At 74.7% G+C, this 26,815-nt stretch carries 22 protein-coding genes and 1 pseudogene; 20 read left to right on the forward strand and 3 right to left on the reverse strand.

What is annotated here, in order from left to right; all coding sequences use genetic code 11:
• Nucleotides 1–50: 50 nt before the first annotated feature.
• The 10 genes from H6H00_RS14355 to H6H00_RS14400 all read left to right on the forward strand — a co-directional run bounded on the left by H6H00_RS14355 (nt 51) and on the right by H6H00_RS14400 (nt 12,075).
• Nucleotides 51–809: a GNAT family N-acetyltransferase gene (locus tag H6H00_RS14355; RefSeq protein WP_185721745.1), complete on the forward strand. Its 759-nt coding sequence runs from the start codon at nt 51–53 to the stop codon at nt 807–809.
• Nucleotides 806–1,765 (forward strand): lysophospholipid acyltransferase family protein, encoded by a 960-nt coding sequence (locus tag H6H00_RS14360; RefSeq protein ID WP_185721746.1) that lies wholly within the window; start codon nt 806–808, stop codon nt 1,763–1,765. The genes H6H00_RS14355 and H6H00_RS14360 overlap by 4 nt, the downstream gene beginning before the upstream one ends.
• A 58-nt stretch (nt 1,766–1,823) precedes the next feature.
• On the forward strand, nt 1,824–3,035 hold the full coding sequence (locus H6H00_RS14365; RefSeq protein WP_255425752.1) for a cysteine desulfurase family protein: 1,212 nt from the start codon (nt 1,824–1,826) through the stop codon (nt 3,033–3,035).
• Nucleotides 3,035–4,099: a tRNA 2-thiouridine(34) synthase MnmA gene (gene mnmA / locus H6H00_RS14370; protein WP_185721747.1), complete on the forward strand. Its 1,065-nt coding sequence runs from the start codon at nt 3,035–3,037 to the stop codon at nt 4,097–4,099. Before H6H00_RS14365 ends, mnmA begins: the two co-directional genes overlap by 1 nt.
• A 176-nt stretch (nt 4,100–4,275) precedes the next feature.
• Nucleotides 4,276–5,091 carry a DUF1206 domain-containing protein gene (locus H6H00_RS14375; protein ID WP_185721748.1) on the forward strand — a complete coding sequence of 272 codons (816 nt, stop codon included), beginning with the start codon at nt 4,276–4,278 and terminating at the stop codon, nt 5,089–5,091.
• A 256-nt stretch (nt 5,092–5,347) separates the two neighbouring features.
• On the forward strand, nt 5,348–6,355 hold the full coding sequence (locus H6H00_RS14380) for a uroporphyrinogen decarboxylase/cobalamine-independent methonine synthase family protein (protein WP_379539755.1): 1,008 nt from the start codon (nt 5,348–5,350) through the stop codon (nt 6,353–6,355).
• 30 nt (nt 6,356–6,385) lie between these two features.
• The gene (ligA, locus tag H6H00_RS14385) at nt 6,386–8,830 is read left to right on the forward strand and encodes an NAD-dependent DNA ligase LigA (RefSeq protein WP_185721750.1); all 2,445 of its coding nucleotides are present in this window, start codon (nt 6,386–6,388) and stop codon (nt 8,828–8,830) included.
• A 148-nt stretch (nt 8,831–8,978) separates the two neighbouring features.
• Nucleotides 8,979–9,698 carry a 3-keto-5-aminohexanoate cleavage protein gene (locus H6H00_RS14390; protein WP_185721751.1) on the forward strand — a complete coding sequence of 240 codons (720 nt, stop codon included), beginning with the start codon at nt 8,979–8,981 and terminating at the stop codon, nt 9,696–9,698.
• Nucleotides 9,699–9,788: 90 nt separating this feature from the next.
• Nucleotides 9,789–10,859, forward strand: a complete 1,071-nt coding sequence (locus tag H6H00_RS14395; protein ID WP_185721752.1) for a ferredoxin reductase — start codon at nt 9,789–9,791, stop codon at nt 10,857–10,859.
• A gap of 10 nt (nt 10,860–10,869) precedes the next feature.
• A complete protein-coding gene (locus H6H00_RS14400) occupies nt 10,870–12,075 on the forward strand; it encodes a fatty acid desaturase family protein (RefSeq protein WP_185721753.1) in 1,206 nt (401 codons plus the stop codon).
• Between the two features lie 69 nt (nt 12,076–12,144).
• Here the strand turns inward: H6H00_RS14400 and H6H00_RS14405 are convergent, their stop codons facing one another.
• Nucleotides 12,145–13,308, reverse strand: a complete 1,164-nt coding sequence (locus tag H6H00_RS14405) for a PucR family transcriptional regulator (RefSeq protein WP_185721754.1) — start codon at nt 13,306–13,308, stop codon at nt 12,145–12,147.
• Nucleotides 13,308–13,964 carry an ACT domain-containing protein gene (locus tag H6H00_RS14410; protein WP_185721755.1) on the reverse strand — a complete coding sequence of 219 codons (657 nt, stop codon included), beginning with the start codon at nt 13,962–13,964 and terminating at the stop codon, nt 13,308–13,310. The genes H6H00_RS14405 and H6H00_RS14410 overlap by 1 nt, the downstream gene beginning before the upstream one ends.
• Nucleotides 13,965–14,139: 175 nt before the next feature.
• Between H6H00_RS14410 and gatC the strand changes: the two genes are divergently transcribed.
• From gatC to gatB, 3 genes are read left to right on the forward strand one after another with little or no spacing between them, the layout of a single operon-like run.
• Complete coding sequence (gatC, locus tag H6H00_RS14415; RefSeq protein WP_185721756.1) at nt 14,140–14,442, forward strand: Asp-tRNA(Asn)/Glu-tRNA(Gln) amidotransferase subunit GatC; 303 nt, start codon at nt 14,140–14,142, stop codon at nt 14,440–14,442.
• Nucleotides 14,442–15,920 (forward strand): Asp-tRNA(Asn)/Glu-tRNA(Gln) amidotransferase subunit GatA, encoded by a 1,479-nt coding sequence (gene gatA / locus H6H00_RS14420; protein WP_185721757.1) that lies wholly within the window; start codon nt 14,442–14,444, stop codon nt 15,918–15,920. The genes gatC and gatA overlap by 1 nt, the downstream gene beginning before the upstream one ends.
• The gene (gene gatB, locus H6H00_RS14425) at nt 15,917–17,413 is read left to right on the forward strand and encodes an Asp-tRNA(Asn)/Glu-tRNA(Gln) amidotransferase subunit GatB (protein WP_185721758.1); all 1,497 of its coding nucleotides are present in this window, start codon (nt 15,917–15,919) and stop codon (nt 17,411–17,413) included. Before gatA ends, gatB begins: the two co-directional genes overlap by 4 nt.
• Before the next feature lie 12 nt (nt 17,414–17,425).
• On the opposite strand, the pseudogene H6H00_RS14430 reads toward gatB, so the two are convergent.
• A pseudogene (locus H6H00_RS14430) lies at nt 17,426–18,318 on the reverse strand (IS5 family transposase).
• 175 nt (nt 18,319–18,493) lie between these two features.
• On the opposite strand from H6H00_RS14430, the gene H6H00_RS14435 reads away from it, so the two are divergent.
• The 7 genes from H6H00_RS14435 to H6H00_RS14465 all read left to right on the forward strand — a co-directional run bounded on the left by H6H00_RS14435 (nt 18,494) and on the right by H6H00_RS14465 (nt 26,630).
• Nucleotides 18,494–19,405, forward strand: a complete 912-nt coding sequence (locus H6H00_RS14435) for a LysR family transcriptional regulator (protein WP_185721759.1) — start codon at nt 18,494–18,496, stop codon at nt 19,403–19,405.
• A 225-nt stretch (nt 19,406–19,630) separates the two neighbouring features.
• Entirely contained in the window at nt 19,631–20,413 is a 783-nt protein-coding gene (locus H6H00_RS14440) for an SDR family NAD(P)-dependent oxidoreductase (RefSeq protein WP_255425836.1), read from the forward strand.
• 53 nt (nt 20,414–20,466) lie between these two features.
• Nucleotides 20,467–21,558, forward strand: coding sequence for a thiamine pyrophosphate-dependent enzyme (locus H6H00_RS14445; protein ID WP_185721761.1), 1,092 nt, complete (start codon nt 20,467–20,469; stop codon nt 21,556–21,558).
• A complete protein-coding gene (locus H6H00_RS14450; RefSeq protein ID WP_185721762.1) occupies nt 21,555–22,535 on the forward strand; it encodes an alpha-ketoacid dehydrogenase subunit beta in 981 nt (326 codons plus the stop codon). The genes H6H00_RS14445 and H6H00_RS14450 overlap by 4 nt, the downstream gene beginning before the upstream one ends.
• Nucleotides 22,532–23,836: a dihydrolipoamide acetyltransferase family protein gene (locus H6H00_RS14455; protein ID WP_185721763.1), complete on the forward strand. Its 1,305-nt coding sequence runs from the start codon at nt 22,532–22,534 to the stop codon at nt 23,834–23,836. Before H6H00_RS14450 ends, H6H00_RS14455 begins: the two co-directional genes overlap by 4 nt.
• A complete protein-coding gene (lpdA, locus tag H6H00_RS14460; RefSeq protein WP_185721764.1) occupies nt 23,836–25,281 on the forward strand; it encodes a dihydrolipoyl dehydrogenase in 1,446 nt (481 codons plus the stop codon). The genes H6H00_RS14455 and lpdA overlap by 1 nt, the downstream gene beginning before the upstream one ends.
• A gap of 2 nt (nt 25,282–25,283) precedes the next feature.
• The gene (locus tag H6H00_RS14465; RefSeq protein WP_185721765.1) at nt 25,284–26,630 is read left to right on the forward strand and encodes a metal-dependent hydrolase family protein; all 1,347 of its coding nucleotides are present in this window, start codon (nt 25,284–25,286) and stop codon (nt 26,628–26,630) included.
• Nucleotides 26,631–26,815 lie beyond the last annotated feature (185 nt).

Raw genomic sequence — 26,815 nt, forward strand, 5'->3', positions numbered from 1 at the left:
GCAATGAGGGGGAGGGTCCCGGGCCACCTCCGGGGGCTACGAACACCGGTGTGACCGCATCGCAGGTACTCGCCGCGACCCCGCCGGCCGCCGCCTCCCGCTACTCGCTGCTGCTCACCACCGACGACGCCGAGGTCAGGGCCGCGCAGCGGCTGCGGCACCGGGTGTTCGCCGGCGAGCTCGGGGCCGTGCTGCACAGCCCCGAACCGGGTCTCGACGTCGACCGGTTCGACGCCTTCTGCGACCACCTCGTGGTCCGCGAGGACGCGACCGGCGAGATCGTCGGGACCTACCGGATGCTGCCGCCGCCGCGCGCCGCGGCCGCGGGCGGGCTCTACGCCGAGGGCGAGTTCGCGATCGACGCCCTCGACCCGCTGCGTCCCTCGCTCGTCGAGACCGGGCGGTCGTGCGTGCACCCCGACCACCGCGACGGCGCCGTCATCAACCTGGTGTGGGCCGGGATCGCGCGCTACATGCTGCTCACCGGCCACCGCTGGCTGGTCGGCTGCGCGAGCGTGCCGCTGGGCGACGGGGGCGCGCTCGCCGCGTCGGTCGCGGAGCGGGTGCGGACCTCGCACCGGGCGCCGGCGCACCACCGCGTGACGCCGCACCGGCCGTGGGTCGCGGACGTCCCCGCCGGGCGCGCCCCGCTGCCGCCCCTGCTGCGCGGCTACCTGCGCCTGGGCGCCTGGGTCTGCGGGGAACCCGCCCACGACCCCGACTTCGACTGCGCCGACTTCCCGGTCCTGCTCGGGCTCGACCACATGGACCCCCGCTACGCCCGCTTCTTCCTGGGCGCCGACGCATGACCCCCGCGAGCCGTGCCCTCCCCGTCCGCGGGTCGCGGTTCCCGGGCCCGCGGGTCGCGGGGCCCGCGGGTGGCGCGGTGCACGACGGCGCCGCGCCGGCGGCCTGGGTCCCGGCCCCGGTGTGCACCCCGTCCTGCCTGCCGCCGGCCGAGGGGTCCGTCGGGGTGCTGCGATTCGCGGCGCGGTTGGGGGCGCTGGTGGCGGTCCTCGGCGCGGCGGTGACGGGTGTGGCGGTGCTGCGCGGCCGGGCCCGACAGGCCTGGTTGCGGACCTGCGCGACCGGTGCCCTGCGCGCGGCGGGGGTGCGCCTGGTCGTCACCGGTGCGGACGGGCGCCGACCCGCGGGCGGCGCGACGGCGACCCGCGGGGGCGGGGTGCTCGTCGTCGCCAACCACCTGTCCTGGATCGACGTCCTCGCCCTCTTCGCGACGGCCCCGGTGCGGTTGCAGGCCAAGTGCGAGGTGCGGGACTGGCCGGTGATCGGGCCGCTCGCCGCCCGGACGGGGGCGCTGTTCGTCGACCGCGCGGGGCTGCGCGACCTGCCCCGCACCGTCTCCGGCACCGCCGACGCCCTGCGCGCCGGGGCCGTCGTCGGCGTCTTCCCGGAGGGCACGACGTGGTGCGGGGCCGCGGGCGGGACGTTCCGCCGGGCCGCGTTCCAGGCCGCGATCGACGCCGGCGCGCCCGTCCGGCCCGTGGCGCTCGTCCTGCGGCGCGCCGACGGCGGCCCCGGTACCGCGGGCGCGTTCGTCGGGGACCAGACCCTGTGGGACTCCCTGCGCCGCACCCTGCGCACACCCGGACTGACCTGTGAGCTGACGGTCCTGCCCGATCTCGACCCGGCCGGCGCCGACCGCCGGACGCTCGCCGCGGCGGCGGCCGCGGCCGTGGGCTCGGTCACCGGCGTGGCGCACCTCGCCCCGGCCCGCCGCCGGAGGATCCCCGTCGCCGCGTAGGTCCCCGGACGGGCGACTATCCTCGGGTCGACCCAGCGACACGGGAAGGCCATGTGACGTGACGCCACCGAGCGCCGGCTCCACCTACCTCGACCACGCGGCGACCACGCCGATGCTGCCCGAGGCCGTCGCCGCGATGAGCGGGGCGCTGTCCCGCACCGGGAACGCGTCGTCGCTGCACTCGGCCGGGCGCCGCGCCCGCCGCGACGTCGAGGAGTCCCGCGAGCGCATCGCCGCCGCCGTCGGCGCGCGGCCGTCGGAGGTCGTGCTCACCACGGGCGGCACCGAGAGCGACAACCTGGCGGTCAAGGGCCTGTTCTGGGCGCGGCACGCCGCCGACCCGCGCCGGGTCCGCGTCCTGATCCCCGGCATCGAGCACCACGCCGTCCTCGACTCCGCGCAGTGGCTCGCCGAGCACTCCGGCGCCACCGTCGAGCTGCTGCCCGTCGACGGCACCGGCCGCGTGCTCCCGGAGACGCTGCGGGCCGCGCTCGAACGGGCGCCGGAGACCGTGGCGCTCGTGTCGGTGATGTGGGCCAACAACGAGGTCGGCACCGTCAACCCGATCCGGGAGCTGGCCGCCGTCGCGCACGGGTTCGACGTGCCGCTGCACACCGACGCCGTGCAGGCCGTCGGGATCCTGCCGGTCGACTTCGCGGCCTCCGGCGTCGACGCGCTCACCCTCACCGGGCACAAGCTCGGCGGTCCGTACGGCGCGGGCGCGCTGCTGCTGGGCCGCACCGTCGAGCTGACGCCGCTGCTGCACGGCGGCGGCCAGGAGCGCGACGTGCGCTCCGGCACGCTCGACACCCCGGCCGTCGTCGGGCTGGCCACCGCCGTCGAGCTGTCGGTGGCCGACGCCCCGCGCCGCGCCGCGATGCTCAGCGGCCTGCGCGACGACCTGATCGGCAAGGTCCGGGCCACCGTCGGCGACGCCACCCTCAACGGCGACCCGGGCACCGGCGAGGTCGACGGGGGCCCGTCGCGGCTGCCCGGCAACGCCCACCTGTCCTTCCCCGGCTGCGAGGGCGACTCCCTTCTGATGCTGCTCGACGCGCACGGCATCGAGTGCTCCACCGGCTCGGCGTGCACGGCGGGCGTCGCGCAGCCCAGCCACGTGCTGCTCGCGATGGGCACCGACGAGGCGACGGCGCGCGGCTCCCTGCGGTTCTCACTCGGCCACACCTCCCGCCCCGAGGACGTCGACGCGGTGGCGGCGGTGATCGGTCAGGTCGTCGAGCGGGCACGGCGGGCGGGGGTCTCCCGCTGATGCGCGTGCTCGCGGCGATGAGCGGCGGCGTCGACTCCGCCGTGGCCGCCGCCCGGGCCGTCGACGCCGGGCACGACGTCGTCGGGGTGCACCTCGCGCTGTCGGAGACCCCGGCGGCGCTGCGGGGCGGGTCGCGCGGCTGCTGCTCCAAGGAGGACGCCGCCGACGCCCGTCGCGCCGCCGACGTCCTCGGCATCCCGTTCTACGTCTGGGACTTCGCCGCCCGGTTCGCCGAGGACGTCGTCGACGACTTCGTGGCGGCCTACGCGGCGGGGGAGACCCCGAACCCGTGCCTGCGGTGCAACGAGAAGATCAAGTTCGCGGCGCTGCTGGACCGGGCGCTGGCGCTGGGCTTCGACGCCGTCTGCACCGGGCACTACGCCCGCCTCCGCCAGGGCGAGCTGAGCCGGGCCGTCGACGGGGACAAGGACCAGTCCTACGTCCTCGCGGTGCTCACGGCGCACCAGCTGCGGCACGCGATGTTCCCGCTCGGCGACACCCCCAAGCCCGCGGTGCGCGCGGAGGCGGCGACGCGCGGGCTGCGCGTCGCCGACAAGCCCGACAGCCACGACATCTGCTTCATCCCCTCCGGCGACACCCGCGCGTTCCTGACCGAGCGGATCGGGACCCGCCCGGGGGCGATCGTCGACTCCTCGGGGGTCGAGCTGGGCCGCCACGACGGCGTGCACGGCTTCACCGTCGGCCAGCGCAGGGGGCTGGGCGTCGACGCCCCCGCCGCCGACGGCCGCCCCCGCTACGTGCTGGGGATCGAGCCGGTCTCGGGCACGGTGCGGGTGGGCCCGGCCGACGCGCTCGACGTGCACGGCATCGATGCGGTGGCCGCGGTGTGGAGCTCGGGCACGGCCCCCGCGGGTCCGTTCGACTGCACGGTGCAGGTCCGGGCGCACGGGGGGCTGGCCCCGGCGGTCGTCCACCCCGGCCCCGACGCCACCGTGCGCGTGGAGCTGGCCGAGCCCCTGCGCGGGGTGGCCCCGGGCCAGGCGGTGGCGCTGTACGACGGTGACCTGGTGCGCGGCAGCGCCCGCATCACGTCGACCCGCTGAGCCCGGCCGCGCCCCGCGGGTCCGCCCGGTCGCAGTGGGGTGGCTGCACTCCGACCGGACTGCAGTGAAGCCACCCCACTGCGACGTCCGAGCGGGCGTTCGGACGCATCCGGCCTCCACCGGTGGCGTCGCGGCGCCACCTGCTGCCACCATGCGGCGACCCCGGGAGGCCCGAGATGTCCGACATCACCGCCGATGTCACCCGCGACGACGCCGCGGAGGGGGTCGGTGTGGTCCTGCGGTCCGTCGGCCGCGTCGGTCTCGTGTCCTACGGCCTGGTCCACGTGCTGGTCGCGGCCCTGGCCGTGCAGGTCGCGTTCGGCGACCGCGAGCGCGCCGACAAGAAGGGCGCGCTGGCGGCCGTCGCCGCGACCGGGCCGGGGCTGGTGCTGCTGTGGGTCGTCACGGTCGGGCTGGTGGCGCTGGTGGTCTGGCAGCTCGCGGAGGCGGTGCTGGGCCACCGCGGCAGCCCGCCGCGGCAGCGCGCGCTGCGCATCGCGATCAACCTCGCCGAGGCCGGGCTGTTCGGGGTGCTCGCGTGGTCGGCCGGGTCGACGGCCGCGAAGGGCGGGGCACCGTCGACGGGGCCCTCGTTCACCTCGGTCGTGCTGGGCTGGCCGGGCGGGCCGTGGCTGGTGGGGATCGCGGGCGCCGGGGTCGTCGTCGGGTCGGCGTACGCGGTGCGCCGCGGCGTCCAGCACACGTTCCTGCGCGAGCTCGACCTCCGCGGGGTCGGCCTGCGCCGCTCCACCCTGGTCACGCGCGTCGGACAGGTCGGCTGGACGGCCCTCGGCGTCGCCTACGGCGTGCCCGGGGTGCTGATCGTCATCGCCGCGGTCCGCTACGACCCCGCCGCGCCCACCACGCTCGACGCCGGCCTGCAGGCCCTCGCCGACGAGCCGTACGGGCCGCCGCTGCTGGTGCTGCTCGCGCTCGGGCTCGTGGCGTTCGGCGTCCACTGCCTGTTCGACGCCCGCTACCGCAGGGCCTGACGGCCCGCCTGGTAGACAGCGCAGCATGAGCACCGACGATCCGCTGGCCGCCGCGCTCGCCGCCGCCGGGCTCGCCCCCGCCCCTCCCGAGCCGGAGGACCCGCTGGCCGCCGCCCTCGCGGCCGCCGGCCTCGGCGACGCGCGCCCCGGTGCCGCCCCGCCCCCGCGGGCCTCGGTGTCCGTCGTCGAGGAGGAGGACGCCGAGCCCGTCGCGCTGCCGCGGTGGCCCGACGGCGCCGCCACCGGCGTCGGCTCGATGCCCGGCACCGACGTCCGCGAGTCCGCCGGCGTCGTCGTGGGGGAGCTGCCGCTGCTGCCGCACCTGCCCGAGCTGCCCGCGCGCGGCGTCGGCGCCGACATGATCGGGCGCACCGCGGCGCTGCTCGTCGACATCGCGGTGGAGGTGCGGCCGTCGGGCTACCGGGTCGCGTCGCGGCCGGGTCGCGACCACTCCCGGGCCGTCGACCTGCTCCGCTTCGACCTCGACGCGCTCCAGGAGGCCTGCGAGCGCGTGCGTCCGGGCTGGGTGAAGGTGCAGGCCACCGGCCCGTGGACGCTGGCGGCGGGCGTCGAGCTGCGCACCGGGCACCGCGTCCTCACCGACCACGGGGCCGTGCGCGAGTTCGCCGCGAGCCTCACCGAGGGCCTGCGCGCGCACGTCGCCGAGGTCGCCGCCCGCACCGGCGCGCAGGTGCTCCTGCAGCTCGACGAGCCGTCGCTGCCCGCCGTCCTCGGCGCCCGCATCCCCACGCCGTCGGGCTACGGCACGGTGCGCGGGGTCAGCGACCAGGCGGCGTCGGACGTGCTGCGCGACCTGATCGCCGCCCTCGGGGTGCCCGTCGTGCTGCACTGCTGCGCCGACGACGCCCCGCTGCAGCTGCTGGCAGGCGTCGGGGCGTCGGCGGTGTCGGTCGACGCCACCCGGCCCGCGGTCTCCGGCCGCACCGCCGAGCCCGCCGCGCTCGACCGCATCGGCGAGATCTGGGACGCCGGCACGCCGCTGCTGCTCGGGCTGGTCCCGTCGGTCGAGCCGGCGGGGCGCGTCACGTCGCGGCGGCTCGCGCAGCCGGCGTTCGACCTCGCCGACCGGCTCGGCTTCGACCGCGTCCGCCTCTCCGCGCTGTGCGTCCCCACCCCCACCTGCGGTCTCGCGGGCGCCTCCCCGCACTGGGCCCGCCGCGCGCTGGCCCTGTGCCGCGAGCTGGGGGCGGCGTTCCTCGACCCGCCCGACGAGGACCCGTCCGTGGACGCCGACGGCCGGTGAGTGACAGGGGTCCTCGGTAACCTCCCGACCGTGAGTCCAGTCTCTGCCGCGGAGCGGCACGCGCAGCTGGCCGAAGAGGTGTCCGGACACCTCTTCCGCTACCACGTCCTCGACGCGCCGGTCATCTCCGACGGCCAGTTCGACGAGCTGTGGCGCGAGCTGCTGGCCCTGGAGGAGGAGCACCCGGAGCTGGTCACGCCCGCGTCGCCGACGCAGCGGGTCGGCGGCTTCTCCACGGTGTTCACCGCGCACGACCACCTGGAGCGGATGCTCAGCCTCGACAACGCCTTCGCCGCCGACGAGCTGCGCGCCTGGGCCGAGCGGGTGGCCCGCGACGTCGGGACGGAGGAGGTGCACTACCTCTGCGAGCTCAAGATCGACGGGCTCGCCGTCAACCTGCTCTACGAGGACGGGCGGCTCACCCGCGCGCTCACCCGCGGCGACGGGCGCACCGGCGAGGACATCACCCTCAACATGCGCACGCTCGAGGAGGTCCCCGAACAGCTCACCGGCACCGCCGAGTTCCCCGTCCCGGCGCTGGTGGAGGTCCGCGGGGAGGTCTACTTCCGGCTGGAGGACTTCCAGGCCCTCAACGCGCAGATGGTCGAGGCGGGCAAGCCGGTCTACGCCAACCCGCGCAACACCGCCGCCGGTTCGCTGCGGCAGAAGGACCCGCGCGTCACGGCCTCGCGGCACCTGCGGCTGATCTGCCACGGCTTCGGCAAGCGGGAGGGCTTCACGCCGGTCCGCCAGTCACAGGGCTACGACGCGCTGCGGGCGTGGGGGCTGCCGGTCTCGGAGCGCACGGTGGTGCTGTCGGGGGTCGACGAGGTCGTCGCGCACACCGTGCACTGGGGCGAGCACCGCCACGACATCGAGCACGAGATCGACGGCATCGTCGTCAAGGTCGACGAGGTCGCGCTGCAGCGGCGGCTCGGGTCCACCTCGCGCGCCCCCCGCTGGGCCATCGCCTACAAGTACCCGCCGGAGGAGGCCGTCACCACGCTCCTCGACATCCAGGTCAACGTGGGCCGCACCGGCCGCGTCACCCCGTTCGCGGTGATGGAGCCGGTGGTGGTGGCGGGGTCCACGGTGTCGATGGCCACGCTGCACAACGCGCAGGAGGTGGTGCGCAAGGGCGTGCTGATCGGCGACCGCGTCGTGATCCGGAAGGCGGGCGACGTCATCCCGGAGGTGCTGGGCCCGGTCGTCGACGTGCGTCCGGCCGACGCGCGCGCCTTCGTCATGCCCACCCACTGCCCGGAGTGCGGCACCGCGCTGGCCCAGCAGAAGGCGGGCGACGCCGACCTGCGCTGCCCCAACTCGCGGTCCTGCCCCGCGCAGCTGCGGGAGCGGCTGTTCCACGTGGCCGGGCGCGGCTCGTTCGACATCGAGGGGCTCGGCTACGAGGCCGCCGTCGCGCTGCTCGCGGCCGGCGTGGTGCGCGACGAGGGCGACGTCTTCGCCCTCACCGAGGACGACCTGCTGCGCACCGACCTGTTCCGCACCAAGGCGGGGGAGCTCTCGGCCAACGGGCGCAAGCTGCTGGTCAACCTGGAGGCGGCGAAGGACCGGCCGCTGTGGCGGGTGCTGGTCGGGCTCTCGATCCGCCACGTCGGTCCCACCGCGGCCCAGGCCCTGGCCCGCGAGTTCACCTCGATGGAGGCGATCGAGGCGGCGGCCGAGGAGGTGGCGCGGGCCACCGAGGCCGTCGGCCTGGCCATCACCTCCGACGGGTCCGCGGCCGAGGCGGAGGACCTGGCGGTCGTGGAGCCGACGGCCGCCACCGCCGCCGCCACCGATGCCGCCGCCACCGATGCCGACCCCACCGATGCCGACGCCACCGACGCCGCGGACACCGCCGCCCCGGACGTGGACGTCGACGCCCCAGATGCGGACGTCGACGCCGCCGCGGACGCCTCCGTGGACGCGACGGCCGGCGGGGAGGCCGCCGAAGGGGCCCCGGCCGAGCCGTCCGCCGAGGAGCGGGCGCTGGCCGCCGAGAAGCAGGCCAGGGCCGAGGCCCGGGCGCGGGCGAAGGAGCTGGCCGCGGCACTGGCGCCGATCGCCGGGGTCGAGGGCGTCGGGCCCACGATCGCCATGGCCCTGCGCGACTGGTTCTCCGTCGACTGGCACCGCGACGTCGTCGCCCGCTGGCGGGCGGCGGGCGTGCGGATGGTCGACGAGGTCGACACCTCGGTCGGCCGCACCCTCGAGGGCCTGTCGATCGTCGTCACCGGGTCGATGGAGTCCTTCTCCCGCGACGAGGCGAAGGAGGCCATCACCGCGCGCGGCGGCCGGGCCGCCGGGTCGGTGTCGAAGAAGACGGCGTTCGTCGTGGCGGGGGAGGCCCCCGGCTCGAAGTACGACAAGGCACTGGAGATCGGGGTCCCGATCCTCGACGAGGCCGGGTTCCGGATCCTGCTCGACCGCGGGCCCGACGCGGCCACGGAGGTGGCGACGATCGGCGGCTGACCCGCCGCCCGGCCACCACCCGCCCCGGATCGGCCCCGCCGTTCCCCGACCGTGACCCCGGCGCCGGGGCCGGTCGACGGGCTCTCCACTCGGACGGGGTGGGGGATCGGGGCGAGGGCTAGGATCCGCCTGTGACGGGGGTGCGCTGGTGCTGCAGGCAGTTCTGAACGGCTCGCGTCCCGCCGACGCGCACCCCGCGCTGCCCGTGCTGGCCCGCCACCTCGCGCGCGACGCGCGGGCGGTCGCCCTGCACGGCATCGCCTCGGTGCACGTCCACCCGCGGGGCCCGGACGCCGAGGAGACCCTCGACCCGGTGCACGTCGCCGACGCGGTGGCGGCGATCCGCAACGAGGTGCCGCACATGGAGATCGGGGTGACCACCGGCCGGTGGATCCAGCCCGACCCGCGGCTGCGGATCGAGGCGGTGCTGGCCTGGGGCCGGCTGGGCATGGGCAAGCCGGACGTCTGCTCGGTCAACGTCCACGAGAAGGGCTGGACCGACGTGTGCGCGGCCGCCGCGTCCGTCGGCATCGGCGTCGAGCTCGGGGTGTGGACCGGGGGCGACGCGGTCACCCTGCGCACCACCGGCGTCCCGCCCGGCACGGTGCGGGTCCTCGCGGAGTCCACGGTGCCGGATCCGGACACCGCCGTCGCCGAGGGCGTCCGCATCCTGCGTGCGCTGGGTCCGCTGCAGGTCCCGGTCCTGCTGCACGGCGAGGAGGACGGCGCGTGGCCGGTCCTCGAGTACGCCATGCGCAACAACCTCGACACCCGCATCGGGTTCGAGGACGTCCTGGTTCGGCCGGACGGCTGGCTGGGTACAGGTAACGACGACCTCGTGGAGACGGCCCTCAAACTGCGCTTCTGACAAGCGCTTTTGGCGTTCGCAACAGAAACGACCGCTTCGTCGTGGCTCAGGCCGTGGTGTCTCGTCGAAAAGCGCAATACCGTTGCGGACATGGGTGTTCTGGGTGCGATCGGCCGACAGGCCTACACGGCGGCGGGATGGCTGACTCAGCCCCTGCTGCCCGACGACGTGCTCGGCACGCTCAACCCGATGTGGTCCGCGAGCGAGCCGCACGCGCGGGTCGTGGGACTGCGTCGGGAGACCGCCGACACCACGACGCTGCTGCTCAAGCCCGGCCGCGCGCGGACCCGGCACCTGCCGGGCCAGTTCGTCGGCATCGGCGTGCGGCTCGACGGCGTGTGGAACTGGCGCACGTACTCGGCCACCTCCCGCCCCGCCGACGACCTGCTCGCCGTCACGGTCACCGCGATCCCCGGCGGAGCGGTCTCCGGGGCGCTGGCCCACCGCACCCCGGTGGGCACGGTGGTCCGCCTTGGACCGCCCGCGGGCGAGTTCGTGCTGCCGCACCCGGTGCCGGAGAAGCTGCTGTTCGTCACCGCGGGCAGCGGCATCACCCCCGTCATGGGGATGCTGCGCGAGCTCGCCGCGTCCCGTCCCGAGACCCTCGACGGAGCGGTGCTCGTGCACTGCGACCGCACGCCCCGCGACATGGTCTTCGGCCTGGAGCTGCGTGCCCTGGCCGCGTCCACCGGGCTGCGCCTGGTCGAGCGGCACACCGCGCTGGAGGGCCGCCTGACCCCCGAGTCGCTCGGCGACTGCGTGCCCGACTGGGCCGCGCGCCAGGCCTGGGTCTGCGGCCCGGCCGGGATGCTCGACGACCTCACCGCCCACTGGGCGCGCTCCGGCGACCCGGACGCGCTGCACGTCGAGCGCTTCGTCCCGCCGGCCTTCGCCGGGGACAGCACCGGCGGCACCGTCTCGTTCACCACCAGCGGCATCGCCGCCGAGGCCGCCCCGGGCACGCCGCTCATGGTGGCCGGGGAGGCCGCGGGAGCGGTCCTGCCCAACGGCTGCCGCATGGGCATCTGCCACACCTGCGTCGGGCGCCTGCGCTCGGGCGCGGTCCGTGACCTCAACACCGGCGAGCTGTACGACACCCCGGGCGACACCGTCCGGACCTGCGTGTCCGGCGCCGCCGGCGACGTCGAGATCGAGCTGTAGGGAGATCCGCATGACCATCGCCATCGACCGGCCCACCCCCCGCACCGCCCCGGTGCGCACCACCTCGGTGAAGAAGGTCGAGCCGCTCGTCGTCGAGAACCCGCTGCCGAGCCGCATCGCCGGCACGGTCCCGACGATCGCGCCCAGCGCGGCCGCACACCTGACCCCCGAGCAGCTCGACGCGCTCGCCGCCGAGCTCGACGGGATCCGCGACGAGGTGCTCGGCGGCCTCGGCGAGTCCGACGCCCGCTACATCCACAACGTCATCAAGCTGCAGCGCAGCCTGGAGATCGCCGGCCGCGGCGCGTTGATCTTCTCGTTGAACCCGGCGGCCTGGCTCGCGGGCACCGCCGCGCTCTCCGTGGCCAAGATCCTCGACAACATGGAGATCGGGCACAACGTCCTCCACGGCCAGTGGGACTGGATGAAGGACCCGAAGATCCACTCCACCACGTGGGAGTGGGACCACGCGTCCACGTCGAAGGCCTGGCAGAAGTCGCACAACTTCGAGCACCACACGTTCACCAACGTGCGGGGCAAGGACCGCGACCTGGGCTACGCGGTCATGCGCGTCACGCCCGAGCAGCCGTGGAAGCCCACGGACCTGTTCCAGCCGCTCACGAACGTCGGCCTCTCGCTGATCTTCGAGTGGGGCATCGCGATCTACGACATCGAGCTGGAGAAGGTCGGGGAGGGCACAAAGCCCTGGTCCGAGGCGAAGGCCGACCTGAAGAACCTCTGGCGCAAGACGCGCAAGCAGCTCGCGAAGGACTACGTGCTGTTCCCGCTGCTGTCCGGCCCGGGCTTCGTGCAGACCGCCGCCGCGAACCTCACGGCCAACACGATCCGCAACATCTGGTCGCACGCCGTGATCTTCTGCGGCCACTTCCCGGACGGCACGGAGACGTTCGAGGAGTCGCGGCTGGAGAACGAGACGCAGGGCGAGTGGTACGTCCGCCAGATGCTCGGTTCGGCCAACCTCACCGGCAGCCCGACGTTCCACCTGATGACGGGCAACCTGAGCCACCAGATCGAGCACCACCTGTTCCCGGACGTGCCGAGCAACCACTACGCGAAGATCGCCCCGCGGGTGCGCGAGATCTGCGACCGCTACGGCCTGCCCTACACCGCGGGCCCGCTGCCCAAGCAGTACTTCAAGGTGCTCCGCAAGATCTTCCGCTACGCGTTCCCGGGCGGGGCCCCGAAGACGGCCTGACCCGCCAGCCAGCTCGCAGCATGGCCACCTTCACGCAACCAGGTTGCGTGAAGGTGGCCATGCTGCAGTTCAGGGGGTCTCGTCCGGCGGCGCGCTCCGCAGCGCGATCGCCAGCTCCAGCCGGGCCAGCGGGTCGTCCAGCGCCCCCTCGAAGGCGTCGCGCAGCTGCGCGAGGCGGTAGCGCACGGTCTGCGGGTGCACGTGCAGCGCCCCGGCCGTGGCCGTCACGTCGCCGTGCGCGTCCAGCCAGGCCCGCAGCGTCTCCTCCGCGCGCGCCGCGGCCCCGGCGGGCAGCTCCTGCAGGGGGGACAGGGCGCGCCCGCGCAGGTCCTCGGCCAGCTCCGGTTCCCCGGCCAGCAGCAGGGCGAGCAGGTGCTCGTCGGCGCGCACCAGACGGTCGGACGTGCCGAGCCGCCCCGCGGCGTGCAGCGGCCACGCGGTGCGGGCGCGGGCGATCGAGCGGTGCGCCTGCGCGACGTCGACGACCGGCCCCAGCACGGCCCGCCGGTTGCCGACGCCGCTGCGGACGCGGTCGATCCACCCCGTCCGGTCGACGACGGGGATCAGCGCCAGCCCCACCGGGTCGACGTCCGCCGCCACGGCCGACGGGATCCGGGCCGCGACCTCCACGACGTCGGTGACGGCCAGCGCGGCGAGCTTCGGCGGCAGCGGCCAGCCCGCGGCCCCGGCGGCCCGCTCCACCTCGGCGGCGGGGGCGGGCGGCTGCTGGGAGAGCAGCTCGACGAGCGCGTGCCGCCGCGTCTGCAGCGACCCGGCCCGGCTCGACTCCTCCGCCGCCCATCCCGCGACCGAGGCGGCGGAGAGCTGCTCGATGTAGGTGAACAGGGCCTCGGCCAGCGCGAAGATGACCTCGGGCGGGAGCTGGCGGGCGGTGGCGCTGCTGCCGAGCCGGCGCCACAGCAGGCGGCTGCCGACCTGGTAGGCCGACTGCAGCGCGGCCAGCGTCCGCCCCTCGCGGTGCTCCAGCTGCCCCAGCGCGCGGTAGACGCGGGTGTCGGTGAGGGCCTCGTCGCGACCGAGCAGGTCGACGAACTGGCTCAGCGCCACCGACACGCCCTCGGTGATCCGCATCCCGAAGCGCCCGGTCAGTGGGCGGGTGTAGTCGGGCACCTCGGCCCGGACGACGGTGATGATCTCCTCGATGGCCCCGGACAGCTCGGGTCGCACCGCTGCGCCGACCCAGCTCGGCACCCGCGCCCAGGGGCGGTCCATCAGCTGCCGAGGATGGTCGTCACGATGCCGGCGAGGTGGGCCAGCCGGGCCAGCTCCGACGGCCGGAACGCCGGCCCGCCCGGGCGCCCGACGACCAGCGCGTGCGGCGTGGACGGCCCGAACGGGGCCGCGGCCAGCTCGGTGTCGAGGTCGGTCCACGGCGACGGGACCTGGTGGACCTCGGGGTCGACGGCGATCGCGCGCCGCAGCGGCAGCCACGGCAGGTCGGCGGCGCGGGTCTCGGGCGCGGCGCTGCTCTCGGCGATCCGGTAGGCGCGCGTGCCCTCCCGCGCCGCGACCAGCGCCCAGCCGGCCCGGAAGATCCGCGGCACGCCCTCGGCGAGCAGCTGCAGCCCGTGCCCGGGGTCGACGGTGATCGCCTCGATCAGCTCCAGCTCGCGGTGGGTCTCGAGCTTGCCCGAGTGCGGCCGCACCGACTCCACCTGCACGCCGGGCACCGACTCGGCCGCGGTGATGAGCACGTCCGGCGGGCGGCCCGACGGCAGCTCGACGGCGAGGTCGTCGACGGCGTGCCCGCGGGAGCGCTCGACCACGTCGACGCCGAGGATGTCGGCTCCCGCGGCGCCGAGGGCGGTGGCGACGGCCCCGAGGCTCCCCGGCTTGTCCGGGAGCACCACCCGGAGCAGGAACGACACGCCACGCCTCCTCGACCCGTCCCGCAGGCGCGGCACTGGGTGGCGATTCTGTCAGGATCCGGGGCTCCGCACGCAACAACGGAGCGTGTCGGGGTGGGGACTAGACTCGACGCGCCGACCGATGGTCGTGCCCCGGCGTCGCCGCCCCCGTTCATCCATCGCCCTGGAGGGTCCATTGTCCGCCGCGATCACCCGTGACGAGGTCGCGCACCTCGCCCGGCTGGCCCGGCTCGCCGTCACCGACGCCGAGCTCGATGTCTTCGCAGGCCAGCTCGACGTCATCCTCGGGTCGGTCGCGCGCGTCGGCGAGGTCGCGGCCGACGACATCCCCCCGACGTCGCACGCGGTGCCGCTGGAGAACGTCTTCCGCCCCGACGTGCTGCGCCCCGGCCTGAGCCAGGAGCAGGCGCTCTCCGGGGCCCCGGAGTCCGAGGACGGCCGGTTCCGCGTCCCGCAGATCCTGGGGGAGGAGGCCTGATGTCGGATCTCACCCGCCTCACCGCGGCCGACCTGGCCGCGAAGATCCACTCGCGCGAGGTCTCGGCCGTCGAGGTCGCGCAGGCCCACCTCGACCGCATCGACGCCGTCGACGGCACCGTCCACGCGTTCCTGCACGTCGCCGCCGACGCCGCGCTGGCCTCGGCCGCGCTGGTCGACGACTCGATCGCCGCGGGCACCGCCCCCGCGTCGCCGCTGGCCGGGGTGCCGCTGGCGCTCAAGGACGTCTTCACGACCTCCGACATGCCCACCACGGCGGGCTCGAGGATCCTCGAGGGCTGGCGCCCGCCCTACGACGCGACGGTGACGAGCCGGCTGCGCGCGGCCGGCGTCACGATCCTGGGCAAGACCAACATGGACGAGTTCGCGATGGGCTCGTCCACCGAGTACTCCGCCTACGGCGTCACGCACAACCCGTGGGACACCACACGCGTCCCCGGTGGCTCCGGCGGCGGTTCCGCCGCGGCGCTGGCCGCCTTCGAGGCCCCGCTCGCGATCGGCACCGACACCGGCGGCTCGATCCGCCAGCCCGCCGCGTTCACCGGCACCGTCGGCGTCAAGCCCACCTACGGCGGCGTCTCGCGCTACGGCCTCATCGCCTGCGCGTCCTCGCTCGACCAGGGCGGCCCGTGCGCGCGCACCGTGCTCGACACCGCGCTGCTGCACGAGGTCATCGGCGGCTACGACCCGCTCGACTCCACCTCGATCGACGCCCCGGTCCCCTCGGTCGTCGCGGCGGCCCGGGAGGGGGCGAACGGCGACCTGTCCGGCCTGCGCGTCGGCGTCGTCCGCGAGCTCACCGGTGAGGGCTACCAGCCGGGCGTCCAGGCCTCCTTCGACGCCGCGCTGCGCCAGCTGGAGAAGCTGGGCGCCGAGGTCGTCGAGGTCAGCTGCCCGCACTTCGAGTACGGGCTCGCGGCGTACTACCTGATCCTGCCGAGCGAGGTCTCGTCCAACCTGGCCCGCTTCGACGCCATGCGCTACGGCCTGCGGGTCTCCGAGGGCGCCTCGGCGGAGGCCGTGATGGCGGCGACCCGCGAGGCCGGCTTCGGCCCGGAGGTCAAGCGCCGCATCATCCTGGGCACCTACGCCCTGTCCAGCGGCTACTACGACGCCTACTACGGCCAGGCGCAGAAGGTCCGCACGCTCATCTCGCGCGACTTCGCCGCCGCCTTCGGCCGGGCCGACGTCCTGGTCTCCCCGGCCACGCCCACCACGGCGTTCCCGATCGGCGACAAGGTCGACGACCCGCTGGCGATGTACCTCAACGACCTCGCCACGATCCCGACCAACCTCGCCGGCACCGCCGCGATGTCGGTGCCGTCGGGGCTGTCCGACGGCCTGCCGGTCGGCCTGCAGATCATGGCGCCCGCGCTCGGCGAGGCCGTGATGTACCGCGTGGCCGCCGCCTACGAGTCCACCCGCGAAGCGCTCGTCGCCCCGGAGGTGTCCGCATGACCGCGTCACTGGTCGACTTCGACGACGTCGTCGCGCGCTACGACCCGATGCTCGGGCTCGAGGTGCACGTCGAGCTCAACACGAACACCAAGATGTTCTGCGGCTGCCCCACCGGCTTCGGCGCGGAGCCCAACACCCAGGTGTGCCCGACCTGCCTGGGCCTGCCCGGGTCGCTGCCCGTCGTCAACCGGACGGCGGTGGAGTCGGCGATGCGCATCGGGCTGGCGCTGAACTGCTCGATCGCCCCGTGGGGCCGGTTCGCCCGGAAGAACTACTTCTACCCGGACATGCCGAAGAACTTCCAGACCTCCCAGTACGACGAGCCGATCGCCGTCGACGGGTGGCTCGACGTCACCCTCGACGACGGCGAGGTCTTCCGCGTGGAGATCGAGCGCGCGCACATGGAGGAGGACACCGGCAAGTCGCTGCACGTCGGCGGCGCCACCGGGCGGATCCACGGCGCCGAGTACTCGCTGCTCGACTACAACCGCGCGGGCGTCCCGCTGATCGAGATCGTCACGAAGATGATCCCCGGCACCCGCGAACGGGCGCCGGAGGTGGCGCGCGCGTACGTCACCGCGCTGCGCGACCTGATCTCCGCGCTCGGGGTGTCCGACGTCCGGATGGACCAGGGCTCGATGCGCTGCGACGTCAACCTGTCGCTGTCGCCGCGCGGCTCCGGGATCCTCGGCACCCGGTCGGAGACGAAGAACGTCAACTCGCTGCGGTCGGTCGAGCGGGCCGTGCGCTACGAGATGAGCCGGCACGCCGCGGTCCTCGACGCGGGCGAGCAGGTCGTGCAGGAGACCCGGCACTTCCAGGAGGACACGGCCAGCACGCGGTCCGGCCGGATCAAGGAGACCTCCGAGGACTACCGGTACTTCCCGGAGCCCGACCTGGTGCCGATCGCCCCGTCGGCGGAGTGGGTCGAGGAGCTGCGGGCCACGCTGCCCGAGCTGCCCTGGGCCCGGCGCGCGCGGCTGCAGGCCGACTGGTCGCTGTCCGACGAGGAGCTGCGCGACCTGGTCAACGCCGGTGCGCTCGACCTCATCGAGGCGACCGTGGCCGAGGGCGCGCCCGCGGGCGACGCCCGGAGCTGGTGGGTCGCCTACCTGACGCAGCAGGCGAACTCCCGCGAGGTGGCGCTGGACGCCCTGCCGATCACCCCGGCGCAGGTGGCCCGGGTGATCGAGCTGGTGGCGTCGGGGGAGCTGAACAACAAGCTCGCCCGCCAGGTCGTCGACGGCGTGCTCGACGGCGAGGGCACGCCCGACGAGGTCGTCTCCGCGCGCGGGCTGGCGGTCGTCTCCGACGACGGCGCGCTCATCGCCGCGGTCGACGAGGCACTGGCCGCCCAGCCCGACGTGGCCCAGAAGATCCGCGACGGCAAGGTCCAGGCCGCGGGCGCGATCGTCGGGGCCGTGATGAAGGCGACCAAGGGCCAGGCCGACGCGAAGCGGGTGCGGGAGCTGATCATCGAGCGCTGCGGCTGACGCCGCACGCGGCTAGGGCGTGTCCTGTAAGTCGGTGCGCAGCCACAACACGGTCGCGGCGATGATGATCTCCGATCGGTAGTAGGCCACGCGCTTCGCGTAGCGGGTGGCGAGGGCGCGGAACTGTTTGAGCCGGTTGAAGCAGCGTTCGACCACGTTGCGACTGGCGTAGAGGGCCGGGTCGAACGCCGGTGGGCGACCGCCGCGGGGGCCCTTCGCGCGTCGGCGCTGGATCTGGTCGCTGCGTTCGGGGCTGGTGAACGCGATGCGGCGCCGGCGTAGCGCCGCGCGGGTCGAGGGGTGGGAGTAGGCCTTGTCGGCCAGCACCCGGTCGGGCCGGGTGCGTGGTCGGCCGGGTCCGTCTCGGCCGACCACGATCTGATCGAGCAGCGGGAGCAGTTGTGGGTTGTCCCCGGCCTGGACCGGGGTGAGGATCACCGACATCGGCAGTCCGCGCCCATCGACCGCGAGATGAATCTTGCTGGTCAGCCCGCCACGGGACCGTCCGAGGGCTTCTCCATCGACGGCGAGGGCTTCGACCCACCCAGTGGTGCAGCCCCCTTTTTCCGGGCACCGGCGGAGTGCTGGTGAGCCCGGACGCTGCTGGAATCGATGCTGAAGGTCCACTCCACGTTCCCGACGGCGTCATCCTTGACGATCACGTCGTCGAGGATGCGTTCCCAGGTGCCGTCCGCGGTCCAGATCCGCAGGCGTTCATGCGCGGTCTTCCAGGGTCCGTAGCGCTCGGGCAGGTCGCGCCACGGGGCGCCGGTGCGCAGCTTCCACAGGATCGCGTTGATCACCTGACGGTGATCGCGCCACCGCCGGCCTCGCCCTGCGACCGGGGGCAGCAACGGCTCGATTCGCGCCCAGGCCTTGTCCGTCAGCTCACCCCGACCCACCACCCGAGCATGATCACCGACAGCAGGTCAGAACCCTTACAAGACACGCCCTAGCCGGTCACCTCTGCCTCCGACGATCGGTGTGCACAGCTGTCCGGAGGATGACTCGTCCGACGCGCGCCGAATGTGACGGGGGTTCCGCTGCTCGAGGAACCTGCTGGGGCGAGGATCGGCAACCGTGCAGATCGAGTGGATTCACGCGTTCCTCGCAGTGGTCGACCGCGGCGGGTTCACCGCGGCCGCCGTGCACCTCTACCGGTCCCAGGGGCGGATCTCCAGCCACATCGCGTCCCTGGAACGTGAGCTCGGCGCGCAGCTGTTCGACCGCGACCAGCGGCCCGCCCGGCTCACCGCCGCGGGGGAGGCCCTCGTGACCCACGCACGGGCCATGGTCGAGGAACTCGACGCCGGGCGGGCCGCGATGGCCTCCGTGCAGGGCCTGATCCGGGGCGCCGTCACGCTCGCGACCTACCCGAGCGCCGGCGCCGCATTCGTGCCCGAGGTGCTCCGCCGCTTCTCCGAGGACTTCCCCGGCATCCGCGTCGAGCTGGTCGAACAGGCGGTGCGCGGCATCGACCGGGCCCTGGACCAGGGGCCCGCCCTGCTCGCGGTCCGGCCGACCCTGCCGCCGCCACGCAGCACCCACTCGTTGCGCCACAGGCTGCTGTGGCGGGAGCCGATGTGCCTCGTCGTCCCGTCGGGGCACCGCCTGGCGGACCAGGAGACAGCGGCGCTGGCGGATCTGCGCGGAGAGCAGCTCGTCGTCTCCGGGCACGACCTGCGCTACGACACCGAGGCCTTCCGGCTGCTCACCCGGGAGAGCATCGAACCCCAGATCCGGTTCCTGTCCGACCAGCCGCAGATCCTCGTCGGCCTGGTCCGCAGCGGGCTCGCGCTCGGCTTCACCAACCGGCTCGCGATCGACAGCGTCCGGACCGACGGCGTGGCGGTCGTCGGGGTCTCCCCGCGGGTGTACCGCGAGGTCGGCGTGTACTGGGCACCGGCCCTGGCCGGCTCCCCGGCGGCGTCGGCGCTGCTCGAGACCCTGCTCGGGACGCCCGTGCCGGACACGACCACCGATCTCCGGTAGCGCCGCGGGGCCATCCGGGTTCCGGATGTTCAGGACCGAGGAGTCGCCATTGACGGAGCGGGGCGTCCGGCCGAAGCTTGATACACGTTCCCGGACGGTGACGCGGACCACAGCGAGTGGCGTGGGGAGACCGCGCGTCCGGGCAGAAGAGCACACCCCCACCGGGGAGGCGCCGCCTCCTCGGGCGATGACCCCTGCGGTCAGAAGGGCCACCCCTTGGCGACAGTGCAGTCGAAACTCCCCGAAGCCTCGGTCGCCGGCCTGGTCGCGATCGTGACCGGCTCCAGCTCGGGCATCGGCAGGGCCATCGCCGGCCGGTTGGCCGCCGGAGGCGCCCGGGTCGTGGTCAACTCCCGCGACGACGGACGCGCGAAGGAGGCCGCCGACGAGATCGTGGCGGCCGGGTACGAGGCGGTCGGCGTCGCCGCGGACGTGAGCCTGCCCGAGGGCGGGCAGATCCTGGTCGACGCCGCCCTCGCGGCCTACGGCCGCCTCGACGTGCTGGTCAACAACGCCGGCATCCCGCTCGTGCGGGCCGCCGAGGAGATCACCCCCGAAGAGTGGGCGACCGTCCTCGCCACCAATCTCACCGGCCCGTTCCACTGCGCCCAGGCCGCGGCGCGGGTCATGCTGCCGGCCCGCAGCGGGACGATCATCAACGTCTCGTCGGTGCTCGGGGCGACCGCGATCCCCGGCCGCACCGGCTACTCCACCGCCAAGCACGGCCTGGACGGGCTGACGAAGTCGCTCGCCGTCGAGTGGGCCGCCCGCGGCGTCCGCGTGCTGTCGGTGAACCCCGGCTACGTGGCGACCCCGTTCGTCGAGCAGACCATGAGCAGCGGCCGCTTCTCGGCCGACGACATCGAGCGCCGCACCCCGCTGGGCCGCCTGGCGTCGCCGGCCGAGGTCGCCGGGGTCGTCGCGTTCCTCGCGTCCCCCGCGGCCTCCTACATGACCGGTGCCCAGATCCCGGTCGACGGCGGCTGGCTCGCCTACGGCGGCTGGTGACCGCAGTGTCTCCCGAGAACCCGGCTGCAGCGCAGCCATCACGAGAGGTGTCGATGTCCGGATTCGCCCCGCAGTTCCGCCCCGAGCAGGGGGAGGCGACCCCGTGGACGGTGCTGCGCCCCGACGGCGGGCTGGAGCCCGACCGCGCGGCCACGATGACCGACGAGCAGCTCCGCGAGGCCTGCGAGCTCATGCTGTTCTCCCGCGCCTTCGACGAGAAGGGCTTCAGCCTGCAGCGCCAGGGGCGTTTCGGCACGTTCTCGCCGGTCCGCGGGCAGGAGGCGTCCGTGGTGGGCGCGGCGTTCGCGCTCGACCCGGCCCGCGACTGGGTCGTCCCGCAGTACCGCGAGCTGCCCGCGCTGCTTCGCCAGGGCCTGCCGCTCGAGCAGTTCATGCTGACCTTCCTCGGTGACCCGCGCGGCGGCGCCGCACCCGAGGGCGTGAACGTGCTGCCCATCCAGATCGGCCTGGCCGCCCAGCTCCCGCAGGCCGTCGGGCTCGCGTGGGGCCACGCGCTGCAGGGCCGCGACAGCGTCGTCGCGGTCTTCTGCGGGGACGGCGCCTCGTCGGAGGGCGACTTCCACGAGGCCTGCAACCTCGCCGGCACCTTGCGCGCGCCCGTCGTCTTCGTCGTGCAGAACAACGGCTGGGCGATCTCCACCCCGCGCGCCCGGCAGTCCGCCGCGGCGACGCTCGCGGGCCGCGCGCCGGGCTACGGGATCCCCGGTGCCCTGGTCGACGGCAACGACCTGCTCGCCGTTCACCAGGTCGTGGCCGACGCCGTGGCCCGCGCCCGGGCCGGTGAGGGCCCGACGCTGGTCGAGACGCTGACCTACCGGCTCGGCGACCACAACACCGCGGACGACGCCAGCCGCTACCAGCCCGCGGAGGAGCTGGAGGCGTGGGCGCCGCGGGACCCGATCAGTCGCGTCCTGACCCACCTGCGGACGCGCGAGCTGTGGGACGACGCCCACGACACCGCGGTGCGCGAGCGGATCGCCGCCCGGATCGACGAGGCGGTGCGGACCGTCGAGGCGATGGAACCGCCCGGTGTCGAGCACCTCTTCGAGCACGTGACCGAGACGCTGTCGTCCCGGCTGCAGGGCCAGCGCGCCGAACTCCAGGCCCAGGTGAGAACCCGATGACCCGGCTCAACATGCTGCAGGCGATCAACACGACGCTGCGTGGCGAGCTCGCCCGCGACGAGCGGACCCTCGTCCTCGGGCAGGACGTCGGCCGGCTCGGCGGCGTCTTCCGCGCCACCGACGGCCTGCTCGACGAGTTCGGCCCGGACCGCGTCGTCGACATGCCTCTCGCCGAGGCCTCGATCGTCGGCGCGGCGATCGGCCTCGCGGCCGCCGGGCTGGTGCCCATCGCCGAGATGCAGTTCCTCGGCTTCAGCCACCAGGCCTTCCACCAGATCGGCGCCCAGCTGGCCCGGATGCGCTACCGCTCGCAGGGCCGCTTCCCGATGCCGGTGGTGATCCGCGCTCCGTTCGGCGGCGGGGTCCGGACCCCGGAGCTGCACTCCGAGGCCCTCGAGGCGCAGTTCGTGCAGAGCCCCGGGCTTTCCGTGGTCATGCCGGCCACCCCGGCCGACGCCAAGGGGCTCCTGCAGACCGCGGTCCGGTCGTCGGACCCGGTGCTGTTCTGCGAGCCACTACGCGGCTACCGCCTGGTCACCGGGGAGGTCGCGGACGGCGACGCTCCGGTGCCGTTCGGGAAGCTGCGAGTCGCCCGCGACGGCACCGACGTCACCCTCGTCGCGTGGAGCGCGGCGGTCCAGGTCGCCGAGAAGGCCGCCGAGGCGCTGGCCGAGGAGGGCATCTCCGCCGCCGTCGTGGACCTGCGCACCCTGGTGCCGCTCGACGAGGCCGGTCTGGCCGACGCCGTCGCGGCGACCGGCCGCTGCGTGGTCGTGCACGAGGCCCCGCTCAGCGCGGGCTTCGGCGCCGAGGTCGTGGCCACGGTCAACGACGCGGCGTTCTACTCGCTCGAGGCCCCGGTCGCGCGGGTCGCCGCGCCGGACACCCCCTACCCGCCCGGCCGGATCGAGGACCACTTCGTGCCCGGCGTGGACCGGGTCGTCGCGGCGGCGAGGGCGACGGTGAAGGCGGCATGAGCACGATCGTGTTCCGGCTCCCCGACATCGGGGAGGGCCTCGCCGAGGCCGAGATCGTCGAGTGGCTGGTGGCGGCGGGGGCCGAGGTCCGCGCCGACCAGCCCGTCGTGACGGTCGAGACGGCGAAGGCACAGGTCGAGCTGCCCGCGCCGGCCGACGGCGTGATCACCGAGCTCGCGCACGGGCCGGGGGACGTCGTCCCGGTCGGGTCGGCCCTGTTCACGTTCGAGGCGACGGGTTCGGGAGCCGGCGCCGTGGAGCCGGAGCCCGCGGGCGAACCCGCGCTCGCCACCGCTCCGGCCGTCGACGGTCGGCCCGTGCCCGTGCCCGTGCCCGTGCCCGCGTCCGCGGCCCCCGCCGGCGCCGGCCGCCGCCGGGTGCTGGCCGCCCCGAGCACCCGCCGGCTGGCGGTCGAGCACGGCATCGAGCTGGCCGAGCTCACCGGCAGTGGACCGAACGGCCGGATCGTCCTCGACGACGTCCGCGCCGCGATGGCCGGCGGCGCCCGGTCCGCCGACGGTGCCGCAGCGCGGAGCCCGGAGCCGGTCACCGCGCAGGCAGCCGTCACCCCCGCCGCCACCCCGGCGGAGCCCGTCGCGGGGGAGACCCGGGTCCGGCCGCTGCGCGGGCTGCGCCGTCAGGTCGCCCGGGCCATGACCGCGGCCTGGTCGGTCCCGCACATCACCGAGTTCCGCGAGGTCGACGCGACCGAGCTCGAACGCGCCCACCGCACCCTGCGGGCGGACGCCGAGGAGCAGGGGCTGCGGCTGACGCTGTTGCCGCTGCTCGTCCGTGCGGTGACGACGGCCCTGCGCCGGCACCCGGACTTCAACGCGACTCTCGACATGGAGCGCGAGGAGGTCACGTTGCACCGGCGTCTCGACGTCGGGATCGCGGCCGCCACCCCGGACGGCCTCATCGTGCCGGTGCTGCGCGACGCCGGCCGGCGCAGCGTGCCCGGCCTGGCCAGGGAGATCGCCCGGCTCGGCGCGGGCGCCCGTGAACGCTCGCTCCCGCTGCAGGACACGACCGGCGGCACGTTCACGATCAGCAACTTCGGCAGCTACGGCACCTGGCTCGGGACCCCGCTGATCAATGCCCCGCAGGTGGCGATCGCCGGGTTCGGCCGGGTCCGCGACGCGGTGGTCCCGGTGGACGGCGTCCCGGCGGTGCGCCGGGTGCTGCCGCTCGCGGTCGCCGCGGACCACCGTCTGATCGACGGCGAGCACCTCGGCGCCTTCGTGAACACCCTCGAGCGCCTGATCCGCACCCCGGTGCTGCTCCTGGGCGAGGAGGACTGATGGTCGTCGGAGAGATCGCCGAGGCCGTCGACCTGCTCGTCGTCGGCGGGGGCCCCGCCGGGTACGCCGCGGCACTGCGCGGCGCCCAGCGCGGCCGCGACGTCCTGGTCGTCGACCGGGACGGCGAGGAGGGCGTCGGCGGGGTCTGCCTGCGTGCGGGGTGCATCCCCTCGAAGGCGCTGATCGAGATGGCTGGCGTGGCGGAACGGGCCGCCGGCTACTCCTCGGCGGGCCTGTCGGTCGGCGAGCGTTCGGTGGATCTCGGCGCCTTCCAGGCGCACAAGGCCCGCATCGTCGGCGAGCTGACCGGGGGAGTCCGGTCGCTGCTGGCCGGCGCCGGGGTCCGGGTCCTCGCCGGCGACCTCCGGTTCACCCGCCCGGACCAGGCCGTGGTCCGCACACCCGCCGGCCGCGCGGCGTTCGTCGAGTTCCGCGACGTCGTCATCGCCACCGGGTCGCGTCCGGCCGTGCTGCCCCACCTGGTGCCCGACGGCGTGCACGTGCTGGACAGCACGGGAGCGCTCGACCTCGCCGAGCTGCCTGCCACGGTGGCGGTCGTCGGCGCCGGCTACATCGGGGTCGAGCTCGGGACGGCATTGGCAAAGCTCGGTTCGTCGGTGACCCTGGTGGAGATGGCCGACCGGATCCTGCCCGAGATCGACGTCGCGTTGACCCGTCCGGTCGCGCGGCGGCTCGACGAGTTGGGCGTCACCGTGCTCACGGCCGCCCGCGCCGGCGAGCACCGGGGCACGATCCTGCACGTGCGTTGCGGCGACCGGGACGTCGAGGTGAAGGCCGACGTCGTCATCGTCGCGGTCGGCCGCCGCCCGAACACCGACGAGCTGGGCCTCGACCGGCTCGGCGTGACGCCGGGCGACGACGGCCTCCTGCACGTCGCCCCCGACCGGACGCTGCGCCCGCATGTGGCCGCGATCGGCGACGTCACGCCGGGACCGGCGCTGGCGCACAAGGGCTACGCCGAGGCACCGGTCGCGGTGGACGCGTTGTGCGGGGACCGGGTGGCCTTCCAGCCGGCCGCGATCCCCGCGGTGGTGTTCGCCGACCCCGAGATCGCGACGGTGGGCCTGTCCGCCGCCGCGGCCCGCGCCGAGGGACTGGACCCGGTCGTCACCACGGTCCCGATGGCCGGCAACGGCCGGGCACTCACGCTGCGCGCCCCGCGCGGGACGGTGCAGCTGGTGTCGGAGACCGGTACCGGCCTCGTCCTCGGGCTGCACGTGGTCGGCCCGCACGCCTCCGAGCTGGTCGCCGAGGGCACGGTGGCCATCGAGATGGGCGCGACGGTGGAGGACCTCGCCGACACCGTGCACGTCCACCCCACCGTCGGGGAGCAGGTCCAGGAGGCGGCCCGTGCGGCCGCCGGCCGGGGCCTGCACTCCGCGAGCCCGGCACGACGCCCGCACCACCACCTCAACAAGGAGTGACCATGCTCAACGCCGAGTCCATGCTCCTCGTCCACGGCCGCATCTTCGACGGCACTGACGAGGAGGTGATCCCCGACGGTGCCATCTGGGTCGAGGGCGAGGAGATCCGCCGCGTCGGCTCGATGGACCAGTTCGACGACGTCGACGAGAGCGTCCCCCGCATCGACCTGGGCGGGCGTTTCGTGATGCCGGGTATGACGGAGGCGCACAGCCACCTGTCCTACTTCAACGCGTCCAGCCTGCAGGACCTGGACATGAACTGCACCGCCGAGGCCACCACGATCTACGCGGTGGAGAACGCGCGGACGATGCTGCGCTGCGGCTACACCTCGGCGAACAGCTTCGGCTCCCTGCACGCGGTCGACGTGGCCGTCCGCAACGCGATCAACTCCGGGGTCGCCCCCGGCCCGCGCTACGTGGCCTGCGGCCGGGACGTCCTCGGCACCGGCGGGATGGTCGACTGGAACCCGGACCACCTGCAGCTCGGCATGGACGGGCTGGCCCTGCTGGCGGACAACCCGTGGGAGGTCCGCAAGGTCATCCGCTCGGTCCGCAAGTCCGGGGCCGACACCGTCAAGGTCTACCTCGACGGCGAGGGCATGATCGAGTCCGACCTGCCCGGCGAGCTCTCCTACACCCAGGAGGAGGCCGACGCCGCGGTCGACGAGGGACACCGCCGCAGCCTGCGGATGCTCTGCCACGCCCGGTCGGCGGACGCGGTGATCCAGGCCATGAAGGCCGGGTTCGACGTGATCGGGCACGCCAACTACCTCAACGACGAGGCGCTCGAGCGCATGCGCGAGCAGCGGCACCGCATCTTCGTCAGCCCGGCCATCCACTGGCAGGTCGGGCTCTACGAGAACGGCGCCCAGTTCGGCTTCAGCCACGACGTGCTCGACTCCATGGGCTACAAGGAGGAGATGGTCGAGACCATCGCCAGCGTCGGCAAGATGAAGGCGGCGGGCATCCGGGTGCTGCCCGGCGGCGACTTCGGCCTGGCCTGGACCCCGCACGGCACCTACGCCCGGGACCTGCAGAACTTCGTCGAGATGTTCGGCTACACCCCGCGCGAGACGCTCGTGGCGGCCACCCGCGACGCGGGCGCCCTGGTCGACTTCGGGGGCAAGGTGGGCACCCTCGAGGCCGGCAAGTTCGCCGACATCGTGGTGGTCGACGGCGACCCGCTCGCCGACATCACGGTGATGCAGGACCTCGACAAGATCACCACGGTCATCAAGGGCGGCAAGATCTTCCACAACACGCTGCCGTCCGGTCCGCGGTTCGACCTCGGGGCGAAGCCCGGGATGAGCGCCGGCGAGAAGGAGAACGTGCTGGCATCGGCGCAGTGACCGGGCTCGACGTCGCTGCGCTGCGAAGGGCGGCGGCGGCGAAGCAGGACACGATCGGCCCGTGCAACCGGCGGTGCAGGGAACGGGGCGAGTGCGCGTTCGGCCGCTCCGACCCGCCGGGGAGCTACTGCCGGGAGCGGCGGCCGCCGCGACGCGGCGAGGCGGAGGCCGGGACGGCGGAAGCC

This window comes from Pseudonocardia petroleophila (assembly GCF_014235185.1).
Taxonomy (GTDB): domain Bacteria; phylum Actinomycetota; class Actinomycetes; order Mycobacteriales; family Pseudonocardiaceae; genus Pseudonocardia; species Pseudonocardia petroleophila.

Bases quoted from the DNA above. Each gene is read 5' to 3' on its own strand.
- H6H00_RS14375 (WP_185721748.1), top strand. From the start codon at position 4,276: ATGTCCGACATCACCGCCGATGTCACCCGCGACGACGCCGCGGAGGGG.
- H6H00_RS14405 (WP_185721754.1), bottom strand. From the start codon at position 13,308: ATGGACCGCCCCTGGGCGCGGGTGCCGAGCTGGGTCGGCGCAGCGGTG.
- H6H00_RS14450 (WP_185721762.1), top strand. From the start codon at position 21,555: ATGACCCGGCTCAACATGCTGCAGGCGATCAACACGACGCTGCGTGGC.
- H6H00_RS14445 (WP_185721761.1), top strand. From the start codon at position 20,467: ATGTCCGGATTCGCCCCGCAGTTCCGCCCCGAGCAGGGGGAGGCGACC.
- lpdA (WP_185721764.1), top strand. From the start codon at position 23,836: ATGGTCGTCGGAGAGATCGCCGAGGCCGTCGACCTGCTCGTCGTCGGC.
- gatB (WP_185721758.1), top strand. From the start codon at position 15,917: ATGACCGCGTCACTGGTCGACTTCGACGACGTCGTCGCGCGCTACGAC.
- H6H00_RS14360 (WP_185721746.1), top strand. From the start codon at position 806: ATGACCCCCGCGAGCCGTGCCCTCCCCGTCCGCGGGTCGCGGTTCCCG.
- mnmA (WP_185721747.1), top strand. From the start codon at position 3,035: ATGCGCGTGCTCGCGGCGATGAGCGGCGGCGTCGACTCCGCCGTGGCC.
- H6H00_RS14395 (WP_185721752.1), top strand. From the start codon at position 9,789: ATGGGTGTTCTGGGTGCGATCGGCCGACAGGCCTACACGGCGGCGGGA.
- H6H00_RS14465 (WP_185721765.1), top strand. From the start codon at position 25,284: ATGCTCAACGCCGAGTCCATGCTCCTCGTCCACGGCCGCATCTTCGAC.
- H6H00_RS14380 (WP_379539755.1), top strand. From the start codon at position 5,348: ATGCCCGGCACCGACGTCCGCGAGTCCGCCGGCGTCGTCGTGGGGGAG.
- H6H00_RS14400 (WP_185721753.1), top strand. From the start codon at position 10,870: ATGACCATCGCCATCGACCGGCCCACCCCCCGCACCGCCCCGGTGCGC.
- gatA (WP_185721757.1), top strand. From the start codon at position 14,442: ATGTCGGATCTCACCCGCCTCACCGCGGCCGACCTGGCCGCGAAGATC.
- H6H00_RS14455 (WP_185721763.1), top strand. From the start codon at position 22,532: ATGAGCACGATCGTGTTCCGGCTCCCCGACATCGGGGAGGGCCTCGCC.